The 22,801-nt window shown below is 66.7% G+C and carries 23 protein-coding genes; 18 read left to right on the top strand and 5 right to left on the bottom strand.

Translation table 11 applies throughout. The features are described 5' to 3' along the window. Positions 1–111 precede the first annotated feature (111 nt). Positions 112–1,248, bottom strand: coding sequence for a peptidoglycan-binding domain-containing protein (locus tag CBY09_RS21945; protein ID WP_094291686.1), 1,137 nt, complete (start codon positions 1,246–1,248; stop codon positions 112–114). A gap of 128 nt (positions 1,249–1,376) precedes the next feature. After that, positions 1,377–1,850: a DUF421 domain-containing protein gene (locus CBY09_RS21940; protein ID WP_094291685.1), complete on the bottom strand. Its 474-nt coding sequence runs from the start codon at positions 1,848–1,850 to the stop codon at positions 1,377–1,379. A gap of 113 nt (positions 1,851–1,963) precedes the next feature. Between CBY09_RS21940 and CBY09_RS21935 the strand changes: the two genes are divergently transcribed. From CBY09_RS21935 to CBY09_RS21920, 4 genes are read left to right on the top strand one after another with little or no spacing between them, the layout of a single operon-like run. Next, positions 1,964–2,662, top strand: a complete 699-nt coding sequence (locus tag CBY09_RS21935; RefSeq protein WP_094291684.1) for a DUF4197 domain-containing protein — start codon at positions 1,964–1,966, stop codon at positions 2,660–2,662. A gap of 28 nt (positions 2,663–2,690) precedes the next feature. After that, the gene (locus CBY09_RS21930; protein ID WP_165773964.1) at positions 2,691–3,122 is read left to right on the top strand and encodes a YchJ family protein; all 432 of its coding nucleotides are present in this window, start codon (positions 2,691–2,693) and stop codon (positions 3,120–3,122) included. A 51-nt stretch (positions 3,123–3,173) separates the two neighbouring features. Beyond that, entirely contained in the window at positions 3,174–3,848 is a 675-nt protein-coding gene (locus tag CBY09_RS21925) for an HAD family hydrolase (protein WP_094291683.1), read from the top strand. Positions 3,849–3,885: 37 nt separating this feature from the next. Next, positions 3,886–5,310: a patatin-like phospholipase family protein gene (locus CBY09_RS21920; RefSeq protein ID WP_205734194.1), complete on the top strand. Its 1,425-nt coding sequence runs from the start codon at positions 3,886–3,888 to the stop codon at positions 5,308–5,310. A gap of 20 nt (positions 5,311–5,330) precedes the next feature. On the opposite strand, the gene CBY09_RS21915 is transcribed toward CBY09_RS21920, so the two are convergent. After that, entirely contained in the window at positions 5,331–6,005 is a 675-nt protein-coding gene (locus CBY09_RS21915) for a glutathione S-transferase family protein (protein WP_094291682.1), read from the bottom strand. Between the two features lie 481 nt (positions 6,006–6,486). Continuing rightward, positions 6,487–7,596, bottom strand: a complete 1,110-nt coding sequence (locus tag CBY09_RS21905) for an AraC family transcriptional regulator (protein WP_240515811.1) — start codon at positions 7,594–7,596, stop codon at positions 6,487–6,489. A gap of 102 nt (positions 7,597–7,698) precedes the next feature. Between CBY09_RS21905 and CBY09_RS21900 the strand changes: the two genes are divergently transcribed. From CBY09_RS21900 to CBY09_RS21835, 14 genes are all read left to right on the top strand, one after another. After that, positions 7,699–9,435 carry an AMP-binding protein gene (locus tag CBY09_RS21900; protein ID WP_094291679.1) on the top strand — a complete coding sequence of 579 codons (1,737 nt, stop codon included), beginning with the start codon at positions 7,699–7,701 and terminating at the stop codon, positions 9,433–9,435. A gap of 15 nt (positions 9,436–9,450) precedes the next feature. Further along, entirely contained in the window at positions 9,451–11,058 is a 1,608-nt protein-coding gene (locus CBY09_RS21895; protein ID WP_094291678.1) for a carboxyl transferase domain-containing protein, read from the top strand. A gap of 8 nt (positions 11,059–11,066) precedes the next feature. After that, the gene (locus CBY09_RS21890) at positions 11,067–11,576 is read left to right on the top strand and encodes a DinB family protein (RefSeq protein ID WP_094291717.1); all 510 of its coding nucleotides are present in this window, start codon (positions 11,067–11,069) and stop codon (positions 11,574–11,576) included. Continuing rightward, complete coding sequence (locus CBY09_RS21885; protein ID WP_094291677.1) at positions 11,573–12,358, top strand: enoyl-CoA hydratase/isomerase family protein; 786 nt, start codon at positions 11,573–11,575, stop codon at positions 12,356–12,358. Before CBY09_RS21890 ends, CBY09_RS21885 begins: the two co-directional genes overlap by 4 nt. A 16-nt stretch (positions 12,359–12,374) precedes the next feature. Continuing rightward, a complete protein-coding gene (locus CBY09_RS21880) occupies positions 12,375–13,094 on the top strand; it encodes a DUF4126 domain-containing protein (RefSeq protein ID WP_094291676.1) in 720 nt (239 codons plus the stop codon). A gap of 2 nt (positions 13,095–13,096) precedes the next feature. Continuing rightward, positions 13,097–15,115 (top strand): acetyl-CoA carboxylase biotin carboxylase subunit, encoded by a 2,019-nt coding sequence (locus CBY09_RS21875; protein WP_094291675.1) that lies wholly within the window; start codon positions 13,097–13,099, stop codon positions 15,113–15,115. Between the two features lie 37 nt (positions 15,116–15,152). Continuing rightward, entirely contained in the window at positions 15,153–16,073 is a 921-nt protein-coding gene (locus CBY09_RS21870) for a 2-hydroxyacid dehydrogenase (RefSeq protein WP_094291674.1), read from the top strand. Positions 16,074–16,121: 48 nt separating this feature from the next. Next, positions 16,122–16,613 (top strand): DUF3592 domain-containing protein, encoded by a 492-nt coding sequence (locus CBY09_RS21865; protein WP_240515810.1) that lies wholly within the window; start codon positions 16,122–16,124, stop codon positions 16,611–16,613. Between the two features lie 46 nt (positions 16,614–16,659). Beyond that, entirely contained in the window at positions 16,660–17,574 is a 915-nt protein-coding gene (locus CBY09_RS21860) for a hydroxymethylglutaryl-CoA lyase (RefSeq protein WP_094291672.1), read from the top strand. Between the two features lie 139 nt (positions 17,575–17,713). Continuing rightward, a complete protein-coding gene (locus CBY09_RS21855; RefSeq protein WP_094291671.1) occupies positions 17,714–18,223 on the top strand; it encodes a YbaK/EbsC family protein in 510 nt (169 codons plus the stop codon). Next, positions 18,220–18,477, top strand: a complete 258-nt coding sequence (locus CBY09_RS21850; RefSeq protein ID WP_094291670.1) for a DUF1289 domain-containing protein — start codon at positions 18,220–18,222, stop codon at positions 18,475–18,477. The genes CBY09_RS21855 and CBY09_RS21850 overlap by 4 nt, the downstream gene beginning before the upstream one ends. Positions 18,478–18,557: 80 nt before the next feature. Continuing rightward, entirely contained in the window at positions 18,558–19,211 is a 654-nt protein-coding gene (locus CBY09_RS21845; RefSeq protein ID WP_094291669.1) for a 2-hydroxychromene-2-carboxylate isomerase, read from the top strand. Positions 19,212–19,384: 173 nt separating this feature from the next. After that, the gene (locus tag CBY09_RS21840) at positions 19,385–21,046 is read left to right on the top strand and encodes an MFS transporter (RefSeq protein WP_094291668.1); all 1,662 of its coding nucleotides are present in this window, start codon (positions 19,385–19,387) and stop codon (positions 21,044–21,046) included. A gap of 194 nt (positions 21,047–21,240) precedes the next feature. After that, a complete protein-coding gene (locus CBY09_RS21835; RefSeq protein WP_094291667.1) occupies positions 21,241–21,450 on the top strand; it encodes a hypothetical protein in 210 nt (69 codons plus the stop codon). 151 nt (positions 21,451–21,601) lie between these two features. Here CBY09_RS21835 and CBY09_RS21830 read toward each other — a convergent pair whose 3' ends face one another. After that, entirely contained in the window at positions 21,602–22,720 is a 1,119-nt protein-coding gene (locus tag CBY09_RS21830; RefSeq protein WP_094291666.1) for an ABC transporter substrate-binding protein, read from the bottom strand. Positions 22,721–22,801 lie beyond the last annotated feature (81 nt).

Below are 22,801 nucleotides of genomic sequence, written 5' to 3'. Positions count from 1 at the left end.
GCTGGCGGACATGGGCGTCTGCCGGCAAGCACATCCGACGTTGCGGTAATGCGCATACAAAAAAACCGCCATTGGATGCAATGGCGGTTTTTTCCATGGCGGACGTGGTGGCTACTTCGACAGTTCCCCCGCCGTGGCTGCATCCAGGCGGCCCGACTGCGCGATGCCGCGATCCTTCTGGAATGCGCGCAGCGCAGCTGTCGTTTTGCCGCCCATGGCCCCATCGGGCACGCCCGCGTTGTAGCCCAGCTCGTTGAGCCGGGCCTGGGCGTCCTTCAGTGCCAGGCCAGGGGCGCCAGCTGCGCCACCGGCGGCCGCACGCGGTGCCGAGGTCTGCGACGGAGGTGCCGCGCCATCCACCCCCAGGCGGCCGCCGCCACCCAGGCCCTGGCCGCGCACCGTCTGCGCCTTGTAGTTGCGCAGCGAACGCACCATCTGGTTGAACGCATCCATGAAGGCGGCGGCAATCACCTTGCCCTCGGCGGTGTTGGAGTAGCCGCCCAGGCGTGCGCCGCCCGATCCGCCCAGCAACTGGCCCATGGCGCCAAAGTCTGTCTTGGCTGCGCTGCCCTCCGAGGCCGCCACCTGCACGCCCGAGCGGTTGTCGATGAGGGTGAGCAGGGTGCTGGCCTCCTTGGTGTTCAGGCTGCCGCCGATGGCTGCGAGCAGCCCGCCCGCGCGCCCGCCGACAAGCCCGCCCAGCGAGGCCGACGCGCCGCCTGCGTTGTGGTTCTGGAAGATGATTTCAGGCGAGAGCCCATAGTCCGAGGCCACCATCTGCCCCTGGCCAAAGTTGCTGCCCTGGCGCATTTCGCCCGACTGCATGAGCGCCCGCTCGCGGGTCATGGCGTTCATGCCTGCGGCGCCGCGCTCCACCACCACAAAGCAGTTGGATTGCTGCACCAGCAGGCGCAGCAGGTTGGCGGTGGGCGGCAGGCGGTACTGGTCGCGCAGGATGGTGTACCACCCCGCCTGCTGGTTCTCGATGAGCGACACCGTGCCCAGCGACGACTCGCAGCGCTCCAGCTCGCTGCTGGCGGCATCGGTGGCAGCGCCCGCGGCACTGCCGGTGGCCACGGTCTTGGCGTCGCCGCTGCCCATGCGCATGTTGGTGGTTTCGCAGCCCGACAGCAGCACTGCAGCCGTCAGGGCGATCGCCAGTGCGGACAGGCGTGGCAAGCGCGCTGGTGCGTGGGCGTGAACGTGGGGGGGGGCGGACGGGGTTCCGCAGGCAAGGAAGGAGGTCATAGGCCGATGAATAGATGGCGCAAAACGCCAGAACAAAAGGCCTTGATCTTTCGTGCGGCGCCCTGCCGCAGCAACCCGACCGAAGAAGGGTTCCTCAACCGTGAAAAACGTGGTGGTGTGGTGCTGTCTCAGCCACCCCGGCGCCGCAGCACCACCGTGATCTGCCCGTTGGTTTCAATCGTCGCCCGCTCCACCTCATGCAGGTGCAGGCAGCCGCTGGCGCGCAGCGCGGCCTCCAGGTCGTCGGTGGAGAGCAACTCCTTGCGCATCAGGTCTGTATTCACCTGCCCCTGCTGCACCAGCACCTGCGGGCTGCCGTCGATCAGGCGCTCCATCCACGCAAAACGAAACGTCAGCTGCGCCAGCACCACATGGCAGCCGATGAGTGTGGCGGCAGAGACCAGCCCGCCCACCAGCGAGTTGTCGCCCGCGTTCATCGAGTTCTGCACCGCGTTCGACAGGATCAGCAACAGCACCAGGTCGAATGGCGCGTACTGCCCCGTCTGCCGCTTGCCCGTGAGGCGCAGGAACACCAGCAGGAACACATAGACCACCACGCCTCGCAGCACGAATTCCCACCACGGCACATTCATATCCCACATTGCAGGGCTCCTTGTTGCAGGGTTGTGTTGCGCGCCAGTCTACGGCGCTGAGCGAAAATCCGGCGGTCTCGCCTGCCTTCGCAGGCCGCCCCCTTTTTAAAGACGCACCTTCCATGCAACGCCGCCAATTCCACCAAACCAGCGCCCTGGCTGCCCTGCTGTATGCCACCGGGCAGCAGGCCTGGGCCTTGTCGCTGGGAGACCTGTCGTCTGCCGACGCATCCAAGGGGCTCAAGGCCGCGCTGGCGCAGGGCGCCCAGGCGGCAGTGGCCCTGTTGGGGCGGCCCGATGGCTTTCTGGGCAACCCCCAGGTGCGCATCGGCCTGCCGGGGTATCTGGACGACGCCGCCAAGGTCATGAAGTCGCTGGGCCAGGGGCGGCGCATTGACGAACTGGTCACCTCCATCAACCGCGCGGCAGAAGCCGCCGTGCCCATGGGCCGGGACCTGCTGGTGGGTGCCGTACAGAACATGACGGTGACGGATGCCAAGAACATCCTCACCGGCGGCAGCACCTCGGTCACTGCCTTTTTTGCCGAGAAGACACGCGCCCCGCTGGGTCTGCGGTTTCTGCCGGTGGTGAACCAGGCCACCGAGAAGGTGGGCCTCACGCAGAAGTACAACGCCTTCGCAGGCAAGGCCGCCAGCTTCGGCCTGCTCAAGCCCGAGGAGTCCAACCTCGCGCAGTACGTCACCGGCAAGACGCTGGACGGCCTGTACTTCATGATCGGCGAGGAAGAGCGCCGGATCCGCCAGAACCCGGCCGGTGCGGGCAGCGCCATCGTCCGCAAGGTGTTCGGGACGCTGAGATGATCTGCGTCCGTGTGAAAGGCATGCCTTCGTGTCTCTGACGAACTCCGAACTTTGCCCTTGTGGCCGAACCCAGGTCACGCCCGGCAAAAGCGCCAAGGCTGTGGCTCTGCCGTACGCAGGCTGCTGCGGCCGCTACCTCGACCATTGGGGTGACGCCGCCGCGCCCGATGCCGAGAGCCTCATGCGCTCACGCTACACCGCCTTCGTGTTGGAGCGGGCCGACTACCTGCAGGCCACCTGGCATCCCAGCACCCGCCCGGCCGCGCTGGATTTTGAGCCCGGCACCAAATGGCTGGGGCTGGCAGTGCGCCGCCACCGCCCCACCGGCGAAGACCGCGCCGAGGTGGAGTTTGTCGCCCGTTACCGCGTGGGCGGCCGCGCCGTGCGCCTGCACGAAACCAGCCGCTTCGTGCGCGAAGGCGGGCGCTGGTTCTATGTGGATGGCGACATCCATCCCTGAAAATCTGAATAAAAATGGCCGCCTGCGCGCGGCCATCCTGCCTTGATAGCTATGAAATTTGAAGCAATCCTGTTTGACTGCGACGGCGTGCTGGTAGACAGCGAGCCCATCACCAACGGTGTGCTGCGCGACATGCTCCACGAAGCGGGCTGGGCCCTGACACCCGCAGAGTGCATGCGCATCTTCGTTGGCAAGACCGTGCGCAGCGAGGCGGCCCGCATCGAGGCCCACACCGGCCGTCCGCTCACCGACGCCTGGATGGCCGACTTCTACGCGCGCCGCAACGCCGAGCTGGAGCAGCGGCTCACCGCCATCGCGCATGTGCACGGCGCCATCGACCGCGTGCACACCCACCACGGCGGGCGCATCGCCTGTGCCTCGGGGGCCGACCGTTTCAAGGTCGAGATGCAGCTGGCCAAGGTGGGCCTGGCGACCTACTTTGCGGGCCGCGTGTTCAGCGGCCACGAAATGCCCGCCACCAAACCCGCCCCTGATGTCTACCTGGCCGCTGCCGCCGCGTTGCAGGTGGCGCCCACGCGCTGCGCGGTGGTCGAGGACACCGTCACCGGCGTTACGGCGGGCGTGGCCGCCGGGGCCACCGTGTATGCCTATGCCCCGCTGGGCGACGGCGGAGATGCCAGCGACAGCGACGAGGCGCTGCGCGCGGCCGGTGCCGTGCAGGTGTTCCGCAGCATGGCTGAATTGCCCGGCCTGCTGGGCTGCTGATTCCACAACCACCCACCCAAGAGAAGAGGGCCTGGCGATGCGCGTAACAAACCAAACGCTGTGGGTGTGGCGCGCGGCGCGCACGGTGGCGGCGCTGGGGATCGCCCTGGTGCTGGCCGGCTGCTCCTCCGTCAAGCCCTGGATCAACGAACCCCTGCCGCCCGAGGACCAGAGCATCCCGGTGCGCAAGTCCGAGCGTGACCCCAGCATCCTGGTGGCCGTGACCCTGTCGGGCGGCGGTGCGCGCGCTGCGGCCTTTGGCTTTGGCGTGCTGACCGAGATGCAGGAAACCCGGTTTGTGTGGAATGGCAGCCCCACCACCTTGCTCGACGCCACCGACGTGGTCAGCGGCGTCTCGGGTGGCAGCATCGTGGCGGCCTACTTTGCGGCGCATGGCATTGAAGGCCTGCCGCGCTTCGAGCACGAGTTTCTGCGCCAGAACTTCCAGAACAGCCTCATCACCCAGGCGCTGCGGCCCGGCAACCTCATCGACCTCACCTCGCCCTGGCTGGGCCGCACCCACCTGCTCGCGCGGCGGCTCGACGAGCTGTATGGCGGCCTCACCTTTGGCGACGTGGAGCGCCGCCCGCGCCACCCGCAGCTGTTCATCACCGCCACCGACATGTCGCTGGGCACGGGCTTCGAGTTCACCTGGGAGCAGTTCTCGCTCATCTGCTCGGACCTGCGCAAGGTGCCGCTGTCGTTTGCCGTGGCCTCGTCGTCGGCGGTGCCGCTGCTGCTCAGCCCCATGACGCTGAAGAACTACGCCGACCAGTGCCCCGAGCGCCGCAGCACCTCGGCCGCCAGCGCCCGCGCTGCCACCGGCGACTACCGCGCCCGGCTGTACCGCGCGCACGAGCTGAGCTACACCGACGCGCGGCGCAAGCCCTACATCCACCTGGTGGATGGCGGCCTGGCCGACAACCTGGGCGTGCAGCGCCTGCTTGACCGCGCGCTGGCCGGTGGTGGCCTGCGCCAGACCTTCAGTGAGGTGGGCATACCGCCCGGCACCATCCGCAAGCTGGTGCTGATCACCGTGAACGCCGAGCGCGACCCCTCGGTGGACATCAGCCAGAGCGACAAGGTGCCCAATATGGCGCAGGTGGTGGACGCCCTGCTGTTTGGCACCGGCGCCCGCGCCACGCGCGAAACGCAGGAGTTTCTGCGCGACATCACGCGGCAGTGGCAGCAGTCGCTTGCCAGCGGATCGCCCGGCAGCACCGATGTGTTTGCGCCCGATGCCGAAGTCCATGTGATTCCTGTCAACCTGCGCGACGCACCCGACGACATCGCCCGCCGCCGCCTGCTGCAGGTGCCCACCGCGTTTTCCATCACATCGGAAGAGGTCACCGACCTCATCGAGGCCGGTGGCAGCGTGCTGCGCCACTCGCCGGAGTTCCGGGCGCTGGTGCAATCCCTGCTGCGCCCGGCGCCACCTGCGGGGCTGCAGGCCAAGGACTGAGGGCGCACGCTCAGGGGCGCTCAGGGCTGCGTATCCGGCGCCGGGGTCGTGGGCACGCCCTGTTCCTCTGCCGCCCGCACCTGCACTTCCATCGCGCGCTGGTAGCCCGGCCGCTGCTGCAGCCGCTGCCAATACGCTTGCGCAGCGGGCCCAAACTGTGGCGCCAGCCCCAGGTGCTGCGCCAGCAGCAGCGCATACCCCACCGCCACATCCGCCGCCGTGAACCGGCCCGCGCACAGGTGCTCGCTGCCGCTGTGGATCAATGCCGTTTCCACCGCGCGCAGCCGCGCCAGAAACCAGCGGCTGTAGTCCTCCACCACCTGCGGCTGCTTGCGCTCTGCAGGCTCAAAGCGCCCATAGCGCAGCACCAGCGTCTGCGGAAAGGTCAGCGTGGCATCGCTCATGTGCAGCCAGTTCAGGTACGCGCCATACGCCGGGTGCGTGGGCGCCACATCCAGCCCCGCATCGGGGTGTGTGGCGGCGAGGTACTGGCACATCGCGGCCGATTCGGTCATGCGGACATCGCCTTGCACCAGCAGCGGCACCGTGCCCAGCGGGTTCTCGCCCAGAAACCACCGCGCCTTGGCGCGGGGCGGGAAGGGGAGCATGTGGAGCTGGTAGGGGAGCTGCAGCTCTTCGAGCATCCACAGGGGGCGGAAGGAGCGGGCGCTGACGCAGTGGTGGAGGTGGAGCATCTGTGGGGCTAAACGTGGCTGACTGGGACATTTTTCGCCCCATTCTCTGACCATCTGGCGTCTGTTAGGAAACACAGATCGGCGCAAAGCGCGTGGGGGCTGAATGTTTAATTTAGTCGGGGGCACTTCACGGCCACCCTATTCTTCGCAGTGTTGCTACCTACTTTGTGCTCAGCGCTAGTACAGAAATAACGATTGCCAGGACAGATAGACCGAGGGATATCCAGCCCCTGAACTCGTTCCCTCTGTTCTGACGGCGCTTGAACTCTATCTCACACAGGATGTAGTTCCCGGTGTGCTCCTTCCAGCCCGTCATGTACTCGGCTAGCTGCTCGTCCGACATGGATCTGAGTGCTCGTGGGGTGGCTGTTGTGACCATGGCACGTGTTCCTGTTTGATGTTGCAATTCCAGTTCGTAGAACAGTTGGTTACTGCAGGATAAGCGCTGCGGGAGGGTAAATCTGCTAATTGGCACCCAGCGCTACACCCTCACCACCCTCCGAAACTCCGCAGGCGATTGCCCCGTCCACCCCCGAAACGCCCGGATAAAACTCTTCTCGTTCTCAAACCCCGCCGCCTCGGCCACCTGTTTGATGGGCCGTTGCGTGCGGTGCAGCAGCTCCACCGCGCGGGTGCGGCGCACCTCGTCTTTCAAGCCCTGCAGCGTGGCGCCTTCCTCCTTCAGCTGCCGGTGCAGGGTGCGCGGCGACACATGCAGCAGCGCGGCCAGGGATTCCGCGCTGTGCTGGGGCAGGGCATGGGCGGGTTGCCCCGGCAGGGGGGCTGCCAGCAGCTGGCGCACGCGCTGCACCAGCAGGCGGTCGCGGCGGTAGTGCAGCACCGTCAGGGGCAGGGCGTGTTGCAGCATCTGGCGCAGGGCCTGTTCGTCGCGGCGCAGGGGCAGGTGCAGGTAGCGGGCGTCGAAGTGGATGGCGGTGCGCGGCGCTTGGAAGGTGACGGGGCCCCGGAACAGCACGGCGTAGGCATCGGCATGCTGCGGAGGGTCAAACGCAAACTCGGCCGAGATGAGCGGGATGCGCGAGTCCACCATCCAGCAGGCCAGGCCGTGGGCATTGCGCAGCACGGACACCAGGCAGAACTCGCGCAGCACGCCCAGGTCGCGCGCCTCGGTGATGCGCAGCGTGGCGGTGTCCCCCTCGGTGGTCAGTTGCAGTGCAATGTCGTCCGTCAGCAGCCCGTGGTGGCGGCACCAGCGGGCCAGGGCCACCTGCAGCGTGGGCGAGCTGATGCTGGCGCGCGCCAGCATGCCGTAGCTGCCCCAGGGCAGGCGGCGGCTGAACCAGCCCAGGGCTTCGTCGTCCAGCTCCTGCATGGCGGCGTCGGAGATCTGCTCCATCTGCCAGGCGGTGATGCGGGCGCTGTCGTCCTGCAGCAACTGCGGCGCAATCTGTGCCTGGGCCAGGGCGTGGTCGGGGCTCAGGCCGCGCCGTTCGTAGGCCAGGACAATGGCGCGCACAAAGGCGATGGGCGTGGCGGCAGGGGCTGTGGCGGGCGCGGGCAGGCGGTGGGCGGGGTGGGCAGGCGGTTTCACGCCGCAGAGTGTGCCAGCCGTGGCACGATTTGCAACCATTGTGTCCACCCGCAAGGGGTTCAGGCTTCTATGCTTACGGATCGCCCGCCCGCATCTTCTTGCGGCGCAGGGCCGGATGACAGAGCCGAGGAGACAACCCCCGTGACGAGCAGCGCAGCCGCAACGAACTCCGCACCGCTGGTGGACAGCCACGCCCGTGGCGCCACCGACGTTCCCCTGATCGAGCAGACCATCGGCGCCTTTTTTGCCGACATGGTGGCCCGCCAGCCCGAGCGCGAGGCGTTGGTCAGCGTGCACCAGGGCCGCCGCTACACCTACGCCCAATTGCAAACCGAAGCCCACCGCCTGGCCAGCGCGCTGCTGGGCATGGGACTCACACCGGGCGACCGCGTGGGCATCTGGTCGCACAACAATGCCGAATGGGTGCTGATGCAGCTGGCCACCGCGCAGGTGGGCCTGGTGCTGGTCAACATCAACCCGGCCTACCGCACGGCCGAGGTGGAATATGCGCTGAACAAGGTGGGCTGCAAGCTGCTGGTGAGCATGGCGCGCTTCAAGACCAGCGACTACCTGGGCATGCTGCGCGAGCTGGCGCCCGAGTGGCAGGGCCAGCAGCCGGGCCACCTGCACGCGGCCAAGCTGCCGCAGCTGAAGACGGTGGTGTGGATCGATGACGAAGCGGGGCAGGGCGCCGACGAGCTTGGCCTGATGCACTTTACCGAGCTGATTGAACGCGGCAACGCGGCCGACCCGCGTCTGGCGCAAGTCGCAGCCACGCTGAAGGCCACCGACCCCATCAACATCCAGTTCACCAGCGGCACCACGGGCTTTCCCAAGGGCGCCACGCTCACGCACCGCAACATCCTGAACAACGGCTTCTTCATTGGCGAATGCATGAAGCTCACGCCCGAAGACCGGCTGTGCATCCCCGTGCCGCTGTACCACTGCTTTGGCATGGTGCTGGGCAACCTGGCCTGCTTCACGCATGGCGCCACCATCGTCTACCCCAACGACGGGTTTGACCCGCTCATGGTGCTGCAGACGGTGCAGGACGAACGCTGCACCGGCCTGCACGGCGTGCCCACCATGTTCATCGCCGAGCTGGACCACCCGCGCTTTGCCGAGTTCAACCTCAGCACCCTGCGCACCGGCATCATGGCTGGATCGCCGTGCCCCACCGAGGTGATGAAGCGCGTGGTGGAGCAGATGAACCTGCGCGAGATCACCATCGCCTACGGCATGACCGAGACCAGCCCCGTGAGCTGCCAGAGCAGCACCGACACGCCACTGGACAAGCGCGTCTCCACCGTGGGCCAGGTGCAGCCGCACCTGGAGATCAAGATCGTGGACCCCGACACCGGGGCGGTGGTGCCCGTTGGCCAGCGCGGCGAGTTCTGCACCAAGGGCTATTCGGTCATGCACGGCTACTGGGGCGACGAAGCCAAGACGCGCGAAGCCATTGATGCCGACGGCTGGATGCACACCGGCGACCTGGCCACCATGGACGCCGAGGGCTATGTGAACATCGTGGGCCGCATCAAGGACATGGTGATCCGGGGCGGCGAGAACATCTACCCGCGCGAGATCGAAGAATTTTTGTATCGCCACCCCCAGGTGCAGGACGTGCAGGTGGTGGGCGTGCCCGACCAGAAATATGGCGAAGAGCTGTGCGCCTGGATCATCGCCAAGCCGGGCACAAAACCGACGGAAGACGACATCCGCGCCTTCTGCAAGGGCCAGATCGCGCACTACAAGGTGCCGCGCTACATCCGCTTTGTCACCAGCTTTCCGATGACGGTGACGGGCAAGATCCAGAAGTTCAAGATCCGCGACGAGATGAAGGACCAGCTGGGCCTGGAAGAACAGAAAACCGCTTGAGAGAGCAAAGACCGTATGACCATTCTCGACACCCAACTCAACGCCCGCTCGGCGGACTTCCAGACCAACGCCACCGCCATGCGCGCGCTGGTGCAGGATCTGCGCGCCCAGCAGGACAAGATCGCCCAGGGCGGCGGCGAGGCAGCCCGCGCCAAACACACCGCACGCGGCAAGCTGCTGCCGCGCGAGCGCGTGGCCAACCTGTTGGACCCCGGCACGCCCTTCCTGGAGCTGGCCCCGCTGGCGGCGCTGAACATGTACAACAACGACGCGCCGGGCGCGGGCCTGATCGCAGGCATCGGCCGCGTGAGCGGGGTGGACTGCATGATCGTGTGCAACGACGCCACGGTGAAAGGCGGCACCTACTACCCCATGACGGTGAAGAAGCACCTGCGCGCCCAAGAGGTGGCCGCGCAGAACCGCCTGCCCTGCATCTACCTGGTGGACTCCGGCGGCGCCAACCTGCCCAACCAGGACGACGTGTTCCCTGACCGCGACCACTTCGGCCGCATCTTCTACAACCAGGCCAACATGAGCGCCCAGGGCATTGCGCAGATCGCGGTGGTCATGGGCAGCTGCACGGCAGGCGGCGCCTATGTGCCTGCCATGAGCGATGAATCCATCATCGTCAAGAACCAGGGCACCATCTTCCTGGGTGGCCCGCCGCTGGTGAAGGCCGCCACGGGCGAGGTGGTAAGCGCCGAAGACCTCGGCGGTGGCGACGTGCACACGCGCCTGTCGGGTGTGGCCGACCACCTGGCGCAAAACGACCTGCATGCGCTGCAGCTGGCGCGCACGGCGGTGCGCAATCTGAATAAAAACAAGGCCCCTGCGCCCGCTGATCAAGCCCCTATAGCTCCTAAATTTGCAGCAGAAGAGCTGTATGGCGTGATCCCCGTGGACACGCGCAAGCCCTTTGATGTGCGCGAGATCATTGCGCGTGTGGTGGACGGCAGCGAGTTCGACGAGTTCAAGGCCCGCTTCGGTAGCACCCTGGTGTGCGGCTTTGCGCGCATCGAGGGCATGCCCGTGGGCATCATCGCCAACAACGGCATCCTGTTCAGCGAGAGCGCACAAAAAGGGGCGCACTTCATCGAACTGTGCTGCCAGCGCAAGATTCCGCTGGTGTTCCTGCAGAACATCACCGGCTTCATGGTGGGCCGCAAGTACGAAAACGAGGGCATCGCCCGCCACGGCGCCAAGCTGGTCACGGCCGTGGCCACGGCGAGTGTTCCGAAGTTCACCATCATCATCGGCGGCAGCTTTGGCGCGGGCAATTACGGCATGTGCGGCCGCGCGTACAGCCCCCGCTTCCTCTGGATGTGGCCCAACGCGCGCATCAGCGTGATGGGCGGCGAGCAGGCCGCCAGCGTGCTGGCCACCGTCAAGCGCGACGGCATCGAAGCCAAGGGTGGCCAGTGGACCATGGAGGAAGAAGAAGCCTTCAAGGCCCCCATCCGCCGCCAGTACGAAGAGCAGGGCCACCCCTACTACGCCACCGCCCGCCTGTGGGACGACGGCGTGATCGACCCCGCCGACACGCGCCGCGTGCTGGCGCTGGGCCTGTCGGCCACGCGCAATGCGCCGATCGAAGACACCAAGTTCGGCATCTTCCGCATGTGAGGTGGTTGGTGGACGCCATGGCCCACTTCACCCTGCTCGCACGCTACAACGTGTGGGCCACGGCGCGCCTGCTGGATGCCGTGCGGGCGCTGCCGGAAGAGGACTACCGGCGCGATGTGGGCCTGTTCTTCCACAGCATCCACGGCACGCTCAACCACCTGCTGGTGGGCGAGCATCTGCTGTGGTTTGTGCGGTTTGCCGAAGCCCGTTCGCCTACGGTGGCACTGGATGCCGAGGTGGAGCCTGACCGCGTGCAGCTGGATGCCCGCTTGCGCGAGGGCGCTGCCCGCTGGGCTCCGCTGATCGCTTCGTTCAAGCCCGACCGCTGGAGCGGCACGCTCGACTACACCACCATGCGTGGCACGGCCGCATCGCTCCCGTTCGCGGCCACGCTGGCCCATGTGTTCAACCACGGCATACACCACCGGGGCCAGATCACGGCGGCCTTGACCACCCTGGGCCACCCCAGCCCCGAGCTGGACCTTGTCTACTTCCTGCAAAACCCGTCCCAGCCATGAGCAGCCAGAACCTTTCCATCACCCAGACCGGCGCCGTGGCGCGCATCACGCTCACCCAGCCCGAGGTGCGCAACGCCTTCAGCGACGAAGTCATCGCCGAAATCACCGCCGCCTTCACCGACGTGGGCAGCCGCGCCGATGTGCGCGCCGTGGTGCTGGCCGCCGAGGGGCCTGCGTTCTGCGCGGGCGCCAACCTCAACTGGATGCGCCGCATGGCCGACTACACGCGTGACGAGAACATCGCCGACGCGGGCAAGCTGGCCGAGATGCTGCGCGTCATCTACGAGTGCCCCAAGCCCACGGTGGCGCGCGTGCAGGGCGATGTGTACGCAGGCGGCATGGGCCTGGTCGCCGCGTGCGACATGGCGGTGGCGGTGGACACGGCGGGTTTTTGCCTCAGCGAGGTGAAGCTGGGGCTCATCCCCGCCACCATCAGCCCCTATGTGATCCGTGCCATGGGCGCGCGGGCCGCGCACCGCTACTTCCTCACGGCCGAGCGCTTTGACGCGGCTGAGGCGCTGCGCATCGGTTTTGTGCACACCGTGGTGGCGGCCGAGCAGCTCGATGCCAAGGTGGACGAACTGCTCAAGGCGCTCACCAGCGCCAGCCCCAACGCCGTGCGCGCCTGCAAGAAGCTGGTGCTTCAAGTCGCCGAGCGCGAAATCAACGCCGGTCTGATCGCCGCCACCGTGCAGGGCATTGCCGACATCCGCGCCAGCGACGAGGGCAAGGAAGGCGTGCAGTCGTTCCTGAACAAGCGCAAGCCCAACTGGTTGGGCTGACCGGTAACCGCAGACCATGGACACCCTCTGGTTCAACATCGTGCAGTGGCTCCACACGCTGGGGCTGCATGTGGATGGTGGCACCGCGCGTGCTGTAGGCGATGCGGCGGCCACAGCCACTGCGAAGCTCGACATGCCCAGCCTGCTGGCTTTGGCCGCCGCGCTGGGCTGGGCCAGCGGCTTTCGTTTGTATGCCGTGGTGTTCCTGGTAGGGATGATGGGCGTGTTGGGCTGGATGCCTTTGCCCCCGGGCCTGGCCGTGTTGCAGCACCCACTGGTGCTGCTGGTCAGCGGCTTCATGCTGCTGGTGGAGTTTTTTGCCGACAAGGTGCCGTGGGTGGACAGCGCCTGGGACGCCGTGAACGCCTTCATCCGCGTGCCTGCAGGCGCGGCCCTGGCCTTTGGTGTTTTCGGTGCCGACAACGCCACCATGGCCGTGCTGGCGGGGCTGCTGGGTGGATCGCTGTCGGCCACCGCGCTGGCCACCAAGATGACCACGCGCGCGGCGGTCAACACCTCGCCCGAGCCGTTTTCCAACTGGGGCCTGTCGTTCTTTGAGGATGGCCTGGTGGTGGCCGTGGTGTGGCTGGCCACGCAGCACCCAGTGGCCTTCGGCATCGCGCTGGTGGTGATGGTGGCCGTGTCGGTGCTGCTGCTGGTGGTGCTGTTCAAGTTTCTGCGCGCCGTGGTGCGGCGCCTGTCTTCTTTCTTTTCTGGTTCTGCCAAGGTGGCTTAAACATGTTCAACAAGATCCTCATTGCAAACCGTGGCGAGATCGCTTGCCGTGTCGCAGCGACTGCCAAGCGCCTGGGCGTGAAGACCGTCGCCGTGTATTCCGACGCCGACGCCAACGCCAAACATGTGGCCGTGTGCGACGAGGCCGTGCACATCGGCGGCAGCGCGCCCAAGGACAGCTACCTGCGCTGGGAGCGCATCATCGAGGCAGCCAAATCCACAGGCGCGCAGGCCATCCACCCCGGCTACGGCTTCCTGAGCGAGAACGAAGACTTCGCACAGGCTTGCGCGGCGGCGGGCTTGGTGTTCATTGGCCCACCCGCTTCGGCCATCAAGGACATGGGGCTCAAGGCCGAGTCCAAGCAGCTCATGGAGAAGGCCGGGGTGCCCCTGGTGCCCGGCTACCACGGCGCCGACCAGGACCCGGCCCTGTTGCAGCGCGAGGCCGACCGCATCGGCTACCCCGTGCTCATCAAGGCCAGCGCGGGTGGCGGGGGCAAGGGCATGCGCGCGGTGGACAAGAGTGAGGACTTTGCCGCCGCGCTCGAATCGTGCAAGCGCGAGGCCATCAACAGCTTTGGCGACGATGCGGTGCTGGTCGAAAAATACGTACAGCGCCCCCGCCACATCGAGATCCAGGTGTTTGGCGACACGCACGGCAACTGCGTGTACCTGTTCGAGCGCGACTGCTCGGTGCAGCGCCGCCACCAGAAGGTGCTGGAAGAAGCCCCCGCCCCGGGCATGACGCCTGCGCTGCGCGCGCAGATGGGCGAGGCCGCCGTGGCCGCCGCCAAGGCCGTGAACTACGTGGGCGCGGGCACGGTGGAATTCATCGTGGAGCAGCCGGGCGGCTACGAGCGGCCCGACCAGATGAAGTTCTACTTCATGGAGATGAACACCCGCCTGCAGGTGGAGCACCCCGTGACCGAGGCCATCACCGGCCTGGACCTGGTGGAGTGGCAGCTGCGCGTGGCCTCGGGCGAGCCGCTGCCGCTGAATCAGCAAGACCTGCGCATCACCGGCCACGCCATCGAGGCGCGCATCTGCGCAGAGAACCCTGACAACAACTTCCTGCCCGCCACTGGCGCGCTCAATGTGTATGCGCTGCCCGAGTGCGTGACGTTTGAACGCGGCGCGGTGCGTGTCGATTCTGGCGTGCGCCAAGGCGACGCGATCAGCCCTTTCTACGACTCCATGGTGGCCAAGCTCATCGTGCACGGCGACACGCGCGCGCAGGCGCTGGCGCGGCTCGATGACGCGCTGGCGCAGACCCATATCGTGGGCCTGGCGACCAACGTCCAGTTCCTGCGCCGCGTGGCGAAGACGGACGCGTTTGCGCAAGCCAAGCTCGACACCGCGCTGATCCCGCGCGAGCAGGCCGTGCTGTTCCACCAGGAACCCGTGGGCCTGCCGCTGGCCGCCGCCGCTGCGGTGGCGCAAACGCTGCTGAAGGAGCGTGCCAGTGAAGGCGTGGACCCGTTCAGCCGCCGCGACGGCTTCCACACCCATGGTGTGGTGCAGCGCCGCTTTGAGTTCGAGTTTGGCGGCGAGCATGCCAAGGCCTGGCTCACGTACGAGCGCGGTGGCAGCCTGCATCTGGCCGTGGGCGAGGGCGAAACCGCCGTGGCCGGGCCGCTGGTGTTTGCCGCGCAGGCCGATGGCATCGAGCTGCAGTTTGCAGGCCAGCGCACCCGCGCTGCCGTGTATGCCCAGGGCGAGGTGGACCATGTCTTTACCCCGCAGGGCGCTACGCAGATCACCGCCATCGACCTGCTCGCCCATGCGGGCGAGGTGGCGGCCGAGGGCGGGCGCCTCACGGCCCCCATGCCCGGCAAGGTGGTGTCGTTTGCCGTGAAGGCGGGCGACACGGTGGCCAAGGGCCAGCCCCTGGCGGTGATGGAAGCCATGAAGATGGAACACACCATTGCCGCACCTGCGGATGGTGTGGTGCAGGAACTGCTCTACGCGCCTGGCGACCAGGTGACGGAGGGGGCTGAACTGCTCAAGCTTTCCGCTGCGTGACAGCACGCAGCGGCAGGGCGCGGTACGCTCGGCAGCCATGAAAATCACCTTTTGCTGTACCGACACCAAGGCCGAACCCTGGCTGCAGGGCCTGGCCGCCGCGCTGCCCGGCGCTGATATTTCCGTGTGGCAACCCGGCGCACCGCAGGCCGATTGCGCCGTGGTCTGGGCACCGCCCCAGCAGTTCATGGACGAGCAGCCGGGGCTCAAGGCCCTGTTCAACATCGGTGCGGGCGTGGATGCGCTGCTCAAACTGCGCCTGCCGCCGCACGCGCTGGTGGTGCGGCTCGATGATGCGGGCATGGCCGTGCAGATGGCCGAGTATGTGTGCCACGCTGTCATCCGCCACTTCCGCGAGTTCGATGCCTACGAGGCTGACATGGCAGCGGGACGCTGGGGCTACCGCAAGCCGCGCCTGCGCAGCGACTTCCCCATCGGCGTGATGGGCCTCGGCGTGCTGGGCGAGCGCGTGGCGAAGGCGCTGGCGCAGTTCGACTTCCCCATCAACGGCTGGAGCCGCAGCCCCAAGGCCATCGAGGGCGTGCGGGCCTTCAGCGGCACAGAGCAGTTCAACGACTTCCTGGCCGCGAGCCGGGTGCTGGTCAACCTGCTGCCGCTCACGCCCGAGACGGCCGACGTGATCAACAAGGACACGCTGGCCCGCCTGCTGCCCGGCGCCTACGTGATTAACGTGGCGCGCGGCGCGCACCTGGTGGACGACGACCTGCTGGCGGCCATCGCCAGCGGCCAGGTGGCGGGCGCCACGCTCGACGTGTTCCGCACCGAGCCGCTGCCTGCAGGCCATGCGTTCTGGAGCCAGCCGTGCATCACCCTCACCCCCCACACCTCGGCGCGCACGCTGCGCGACGAGAGCATTGCCCAGATTGCGCGCAAGATCGCCGCGCTGCAGCGAGGTGACACCGTGGCGGGCGTGGTGGACGCCGGGCGCGGCTACTGAATGAATGAAGGCGCGGGCCCCACACGCAGCACGGACAATCGCAGGCTTATGACCACCTCCAGCACCTCTAACGTCCGGCGTTTCTTTGGCCTTCTGGGCTGGATTCTTCTGGTCCCCAGCGCGCTCACGGCGCTGGGCGCGGCGTGGATGCTGGCCTCGGGCCTGGGCATGCTGGGTGGCTCGCACACGGCCACGGGCCGCGTGGTGGCGCACCAGGAAGTGACCCTCGGCTCACAGGGGCGCCGCAGCCTGGCCCGGCAAAGCATTGTCGAGTTCGCCACAGGCGACGGGCGCACCCTGCGCTTTACCGACGGCGTGGCTCGCCAAGGCCACGCGATGCACAAGATCGGCGAGACCGTCACCGTGCGCTACGACGCCCAGGATCCCTCGCGGGCCGAGATCGGCAGTTCCACCACGGTCAAGGTGCTGGGCGGCGGCGTGCTGCTGCTGTTCAGCGGCATCGGCGTGCTCGTGGGCTGGCTGCTGCTGCGCTTGCGGCCCAGGTCCGGCGCCATCGCGGCCCACGCCACCCCGGATTGACGGGGCGCTGGCCGCCTTCCTTTTTGTTTGATGAAAGCACACCCCCATGAGCAGCAGCATTCCTTCCCGCGTGAACCTCATCGATGTCGGCCCCCGTGACGGCCTGCAGAACGAAAAGACCCCTGTGCCTGCGGCCGTGAAGATCGAGCTGGTGCACCGCCTGCAGCAGGCTGGCCTGCGCGAGATCGAAGTCACCAGCTACGTGAGCCCGAAGTGGGTGCCGCAGATGGCCGACAACCATGAGGTGATGGCGGGCATTGCGCGCCAGAGCGGCGTGGCGTATTCGGTGCTCACGCCCAACCTCAAGGGCTTTGAAGCGGCCGTGCTGGACAAGCCCCATGAGATCGTCGTCTTTGGCTCGGCCAGCGAGGCCTTCAGCCAGCGCAACATCAACTGCAGCATTGCCGAGAGCATCGAGCGTTTTGCGCCCGTGGTGGAGGCGGCGCTGGCCGTCGGCATCCGCGTGCGGGGTGCCATGAGCTGCACCGTGGGCTGCCCGTACGAGGGCGAGATCGCGCCCGAGCGCGTGGCCTACCTCGCAGGCCTGCTCAAGGGCATCGGCGTGCAGCGCGTGGACGTGGCCGACACCATTGGCGTGGGCACGCCGCGCAAGGTGCAGCGCGCCATCGAGGCCACGCTGCAGCACTTTGGCATCGACGAAGTGTCGGGCCACTTCCACGACACCTACGGCCAGGCGCTGTCCAACACGCTGGCAGCGCTGGAGCTGGGTGTGTGGAACTACCAGTCGTCCGTAGCCGGGCTGGGCGGCTGCCCCTATGCCAAGGGCGCCACCGGCAATGTGGCCACGGAGGACGTGGTGTACATGCTGCAAGGCATGGGCATCGAGACGGGCATCGACCTCGACAAGCTCATCGACGCGGGCGCGTACATCAGCGAGTTCCTGGGCCGCAAACCCAACTCGCGCGCAGCGAACGCCCTGCTCACCAAGCGAATGGGGTGAGGCATCTCGGGAGGCGCGTTCGGCGTCTTCTCCCGGTCTTTCGGCGAGGCCACGTCCCTTGCTGGGAGCCGTGGGTTCGCAGAGGTTATTGGCGGTGTGGAAAATGGGTGGAACGACTTTGATTCCGGAGTGAGCAACGATGTGTGGAGCTGAAGTGAAAAACCTGCCCGAGGGCGTGCAGCGTGTGGCTGCGGCGCTCGAATCCCTGGGCCACCCCCACCGTCCGCAGATGCTGGACGACGCCGCGCGCACCGCGCAGCAGGCGGCCGATGCACTGGGCATCGCAGTGGGGCAGATCGCCAAGAGCATCATCTTCCGCCGCAAGAGCGACGATGTGGCCGTGCTGGTGGTCACCTCGGGCGACCGCCGCGTGGACGAGAAAAAGGTCGAGGCCCATGTGGGCGGCAAGATCGGCCGGGCCGATGCTGACTTCGTGAAAAGCCGCACGGGCTTTTCCATCGGCGGTGTCTCGCCCGTGGCGCACGCCACGCCGCCCGTCACGCTCATCGACCAGGACCTGCTGCGCTTTGAGGTGGTGTGGGCGGCCGCAGGCCACCCGCATGGCGTGTTCGCGCTGCACCCCAGCGACCTGCAGCGCCTGACGGGCGCCCCGGTGGTGGATGTGGTCCAAACCCCGGTTGCGGCATGAATGCTATTGATTTGCTAGCTGCAAAGGCAATTCAGTTGCGCGCAGAAGGTCATTTTGACCATGAAAGTGCTGAGCCGGTGCCCTCACCCTGCATCTCCGTGTGCCGCATGTCGCCCGACCGCAGCCATTGCGAAGGCTGCTTTCGCACGCTGGACGAGATCCGCCTCTGGTCGCGTGCCGATGGCAGCCTGCGCCGGGGCATCTGGGAGCAGCTGCTGGGCCGCGCGGGCATCGGCCTTGAGGCACCCCTCTGAGCGGCTGAGCGGCGGTCCTCGCCCGGGCCGCGCCCGTTTTGTGCGCGGCGGGTCGCCGTGCAATGACATGGAGAGCTGACATGAAGCACATCACCTTCTACCTGGACTTTGTCTCTCCCTACGCCTGGCTTGCGTTTGAGCGCCTGCCCGAGGCACTGGAGGGGCTGAGCTACAGCGTGGCCTATCAGCCGGTGCTGCTGGGCGCGCTGCTGCAGCAGCACGCCAACCCCGGCCCGGCGGGCATCGTGCCCAAACGCGCCTGGACCTACCGCCACGTGACCTGGCTGGGCCACGCGCAGGGCACGCCCCTGCAGATGCCCGCGCGCCACCCGTTCAACCCGCTGCCGCTGCTGCGCCAGGCGCTGGCCTGCAGCGACGATGGCGCCATCAACCGCTATGTGGCGGGCACCGTGCTGCGCCACGTGTGGCAGGGCGGGCACGATGCGCTGGACCCCGAACGCCTGGCCGCACTGGCGGCCGATCTGGCCGAGCAGATCCGCCCGGGACAGGACGCGAACAGCGACGGCCCCAAGGCGCTGCTGCGCGCCAGCACCGAGGCCGCGCAGGCAGCGGGCGTGTTTGGCGTGCCTGCGTTTGCGGTGGACGGCAAGGTTTTCTGGGGGCTCGACAGCCTGCCCATGCTGCGCGCCTACTTGGAAGGCGATACATGGTTTGATGGGCCGGGCTGGAATGCTGTCAGCCAGCTTCCATCGGGTTTACCCGCGAAGTCCTGAGCTGTTTCCGGATGCTGAAAGGGGTGCTGCGGGTTTCACCCTAAGTTGTCAGAGAGCGGTCAGTTTGATGAAAGCTCTTGTTGGTTTCGCGTCAGAGCGTGGTCAGTGCCGTCCTGAAGAATTCGTGCAGCCCGCCGCAGTGCGGTCTGAATAACCTACAGGAGACATTCACCATGGCTACAGCCCATCCCGCACCGCGGCCGATGACGCCCGAAGAGAGGAAGGTCATCTTCGCTTCGTCGCTCGGCACCGTTTTCGAGTGGTACGACTTTTACCTGTACGGCTCGCTCGCAGCCATCATCGCCAAGCAGTTCTTCAGTGGGCTGGACGCCGGCTCGGCGTTCATCTTCGCGCTGCTGGCGTTTGCGGCGGGCTTCATCGTTCGCCCCTTCGGCGCCATCTTCTTCGGCCGCCTGGGTGACATGATCGGCCGCAAGTACACCTTTCTGGTCACCATCCTGATCATGGGCCTGTCCACGTTCATCGTGGGCATCCTGCCGACCTACGCGTCGATTGGCGTGGCCGCTCCCATCATCCTGATCGTGCTCCGCCTGTTGCAAGGCCTGGCCCTGGGGGGTGAGTACGGCGGCGCTGCCACCTACGTGGCCGAGCATGCTCCGCATGGCAAGCGCGGCGCCTACACCGCCTGGATCCAGACCACCGCAACGCTGGGCCTGTTCCTGTCGCTGATGGTGATTCTGGGCACCCGCACCGTTGTGGGCGAAGAGGCCTTTGCTGACTGGGGCTGGCGTGTTCCGTTCATCGTGTCCATCGTGCTGCTGGCCATCTCGGTGTGGATCCGCCTGGCCATGAATGAATCGCCTGCCTTCCAGAAAATGAAGGCCGAAGGCAAGACCTCCAAGGCGCCTCTGAAGGAATCCTTCGGCGAGTGGAAGAACCTCAAGATCGTGATCCTGGCACTGGTGGGTCTGACGGCTGGCCAGGCTGTGGTGTGGTACTCGGGCCAGTTCTATGCCCTGTTCTTCCTGACGCAGGCGCTGAAGGTGGATGGCGCGACGGCGAACATTCTGGTGGCTGTGTCGTTGCTGATCGGCACGCCCTTCTTCATCGTGTTCGGTTCGCTGTCCGACAAGATCGGCCGCAAACCCATCATCCTGGCAGGCTGCCTGCTGGCCGCACTGACCTACTTCCCCGTGTTCGGCGCACTTACCAAGGCGGCCAACCCCGCCCTGGCTGAAGCCCAGGCCAAGAACAAGGTTGTGGTGGTGGCAGACGCCAACGAGTGCTCGTTCCAGTTCAACCCCACCGGCACCGTCAAGTTCACCAGCTCGTGCGACATCGCCAAGCAGGTGCTGGCTGGCGCTTCGGTGAGCTACGAAAACGCGCCCGGTGCCGCAGGTACGCCTGCCGTGATCAAGATCGGCGAGACCTCCATCACCGGCTACAGCAGCAAGGGCCTGCCCGCTGACGAAGCCAAGAAGAAGGACGGCGAGTTCAAGAAGGCCGTGGCCGATGCGCTCAAGGCCGCTGGCTACCCCACCAAGGCAGACCCCGCCCGCATCGACAAGGTCATGGTCACGGCGATCCTGGTCTACCTGGTGCTGCTGGTGACCATGGTGTACGGCCCCATCGCCGCCATGCTGGTGGAAATGTTCCCGACCCGCATCCGCTACACGTCCATGTCCCTGCCATACCACATCGGTAACGGCTGGTTCGGCGGCCTGCTGCCCACCACGGCATTCGCCATCGTGGCCCAGACCGGCAACATGTACAACGGCCTGTGGTACCCCATCATCATCGCCGCAGCCACGGTGGTGATCGGTGGCCTGTTCATCAAGGAAACCAAGGACGTGGACATCTACGCCAACGACTGATCCGTGATGCCCGACCGGTGACCCTGCGGGGTTGCCGATCGGCACCGACCGGTGTGCAGGGCCCGACCCGCAAGGGGCGGGCCCTGTGTTCCATCAAGGGGCCTGGGCCGCGCACCCAGTACAACCGATAACCCTGCGCGTCAGCAGGCCCCTTGATTGAACAAACCCATTCCCAAGGACCCAAGGAGATTGTTATGTGGAAGATTGTTGTTGGCTTCGTTCTGTTCGCAGCGCTGTCGATGTACGTGATCATCGTGGCGGGCGACAAGGCCGACATGGGCGGTGAAAAACACGGCGCCGATGCCGTGCATGCGCCAGAGGCTCCTGCTAGTGCGGCCGCACCCGCACCGGCTGCCGTTGCGGCTCCTGCTGCTGCGCCTGCCGCTCCAGCCAGCGCCCAGTAAGCGTTCAACCTTGTGGCCTGCAGGCGCCGCTGAGGCGCCCCGCCCCCTGTGGTGGCGCGAAGCAAAAAAGCCCGGTGCGTCAGCCCCGGGCTTTTTTTTAGGTGCTGCTGCGTCAAGCGTCAGCGGCTCCGCGCTTCAGTGCTCCTGCGGCTCAGCGCTTGAAGCGGCCGTCACTGCCAATGATGGACAGATCGGCAAACACCAGGCCACTGTGGTCGGTGGGGCTGTAGCTCAGCTCCACGCCGCCCAGGTCCCATTTCTTGATGCTCTCCAGCCCGGCATGCAGCTTGGCGCGGTCCGGCTTGGGGCCCGCGCGCTTGATGCCTTCCACCAGCACCTTGGCACTCACAAAACCCTCCACCATGGCAGGGGTGAGGTCGGAAATGTTCCTGGCCCGTGCCAGCTCCATCGCCTCCTTGACGACGGGGTAGTTGAGCGAGCGCTCCGACGGAAACACCTGCGTGACCACCACGCCCCGGGCCTGGTCGCCCAGCAGTTTCACAAAGCCGCCAGACGCGTTGTTGGACAGCGTGACGATCTGCCCGGTGACGCCCGCTGACCGCAGTGCCTTGATGCCGTCCACCACCGCCGCCCCGGTACCAATGAAGACCACGGCCTGCGGCTGCTTTTGCGCCACCCGGGGCGCGATCGCGCTGTAGTCGGGCTTGGCGCGGTCAAACTTCTCGATGAAAAGCGCGTCCAGCTGGTTGGCCTTGAAGCCGGATTGCGCGCCTGCGAGGCCATCGGCGCCAAAGGTGTCGTCCACATGCACCACGCCAATGCGCTTGATGCCCAGCGTGTTGAGGTGGGTGATGGCCTTCTCCACCTCGCGCTGGTAGGGAGCCCGCACATTGAAGATGTACTTGGGCACGGGCTGGTGCAGCACCATGGCTCCGGTGGAGGGGCCCACCAGCGGCACGCCATGCTGCTCCAGCAGCGGCATGATGCCCTGCGTGTGGGGTGTGCCGCGTGTCATGAACAGGCCGATCACGCCCTTTTCTTCAATCAGCGTCTTGGCGTTTTGCAGTGTGAGTTTGGGGTCGAACTTGTCGTCGAGCGAAATCACTTCGACCTTCTGGCCGCCTACGCCGCCTTTGGCATTGACATGGTCGATGTACAGGGCTGCGCCCTGCATGGATTCGGCCACCGTGGCGGCGGCCGAGCCGGTGATGCCCACGGTCTGGCCGATCAGGATCTGTGCGTGGGCCGAACTGATGCCCAGGGCGGTAGCCAGGGCGCAGAGCGCGCCGGCCAGGCCAGTTGTCTTCATGGGGTTGTCTCCTGCTTGTGGAGCGCCCGAGTGTAGGGACGCCCCAGCGCGGGACAACTGTAAAAACGCGTAGGCGGACGT

Source organism: Acidovorax kalamii, from assembly GCF_002245625.1.
In the GTDB taxonomy this organism is placed as follows: domain Bacteria; phylum Pseudomonadota; class Gammaproteobacteria; order Burkholderiales; family Burkholderiaceae_C; genus Acidovorax; species Acidovorax kalamii.
This window is presented reverse-complemented; position numbering and strand designations above follow the sequence as displayed.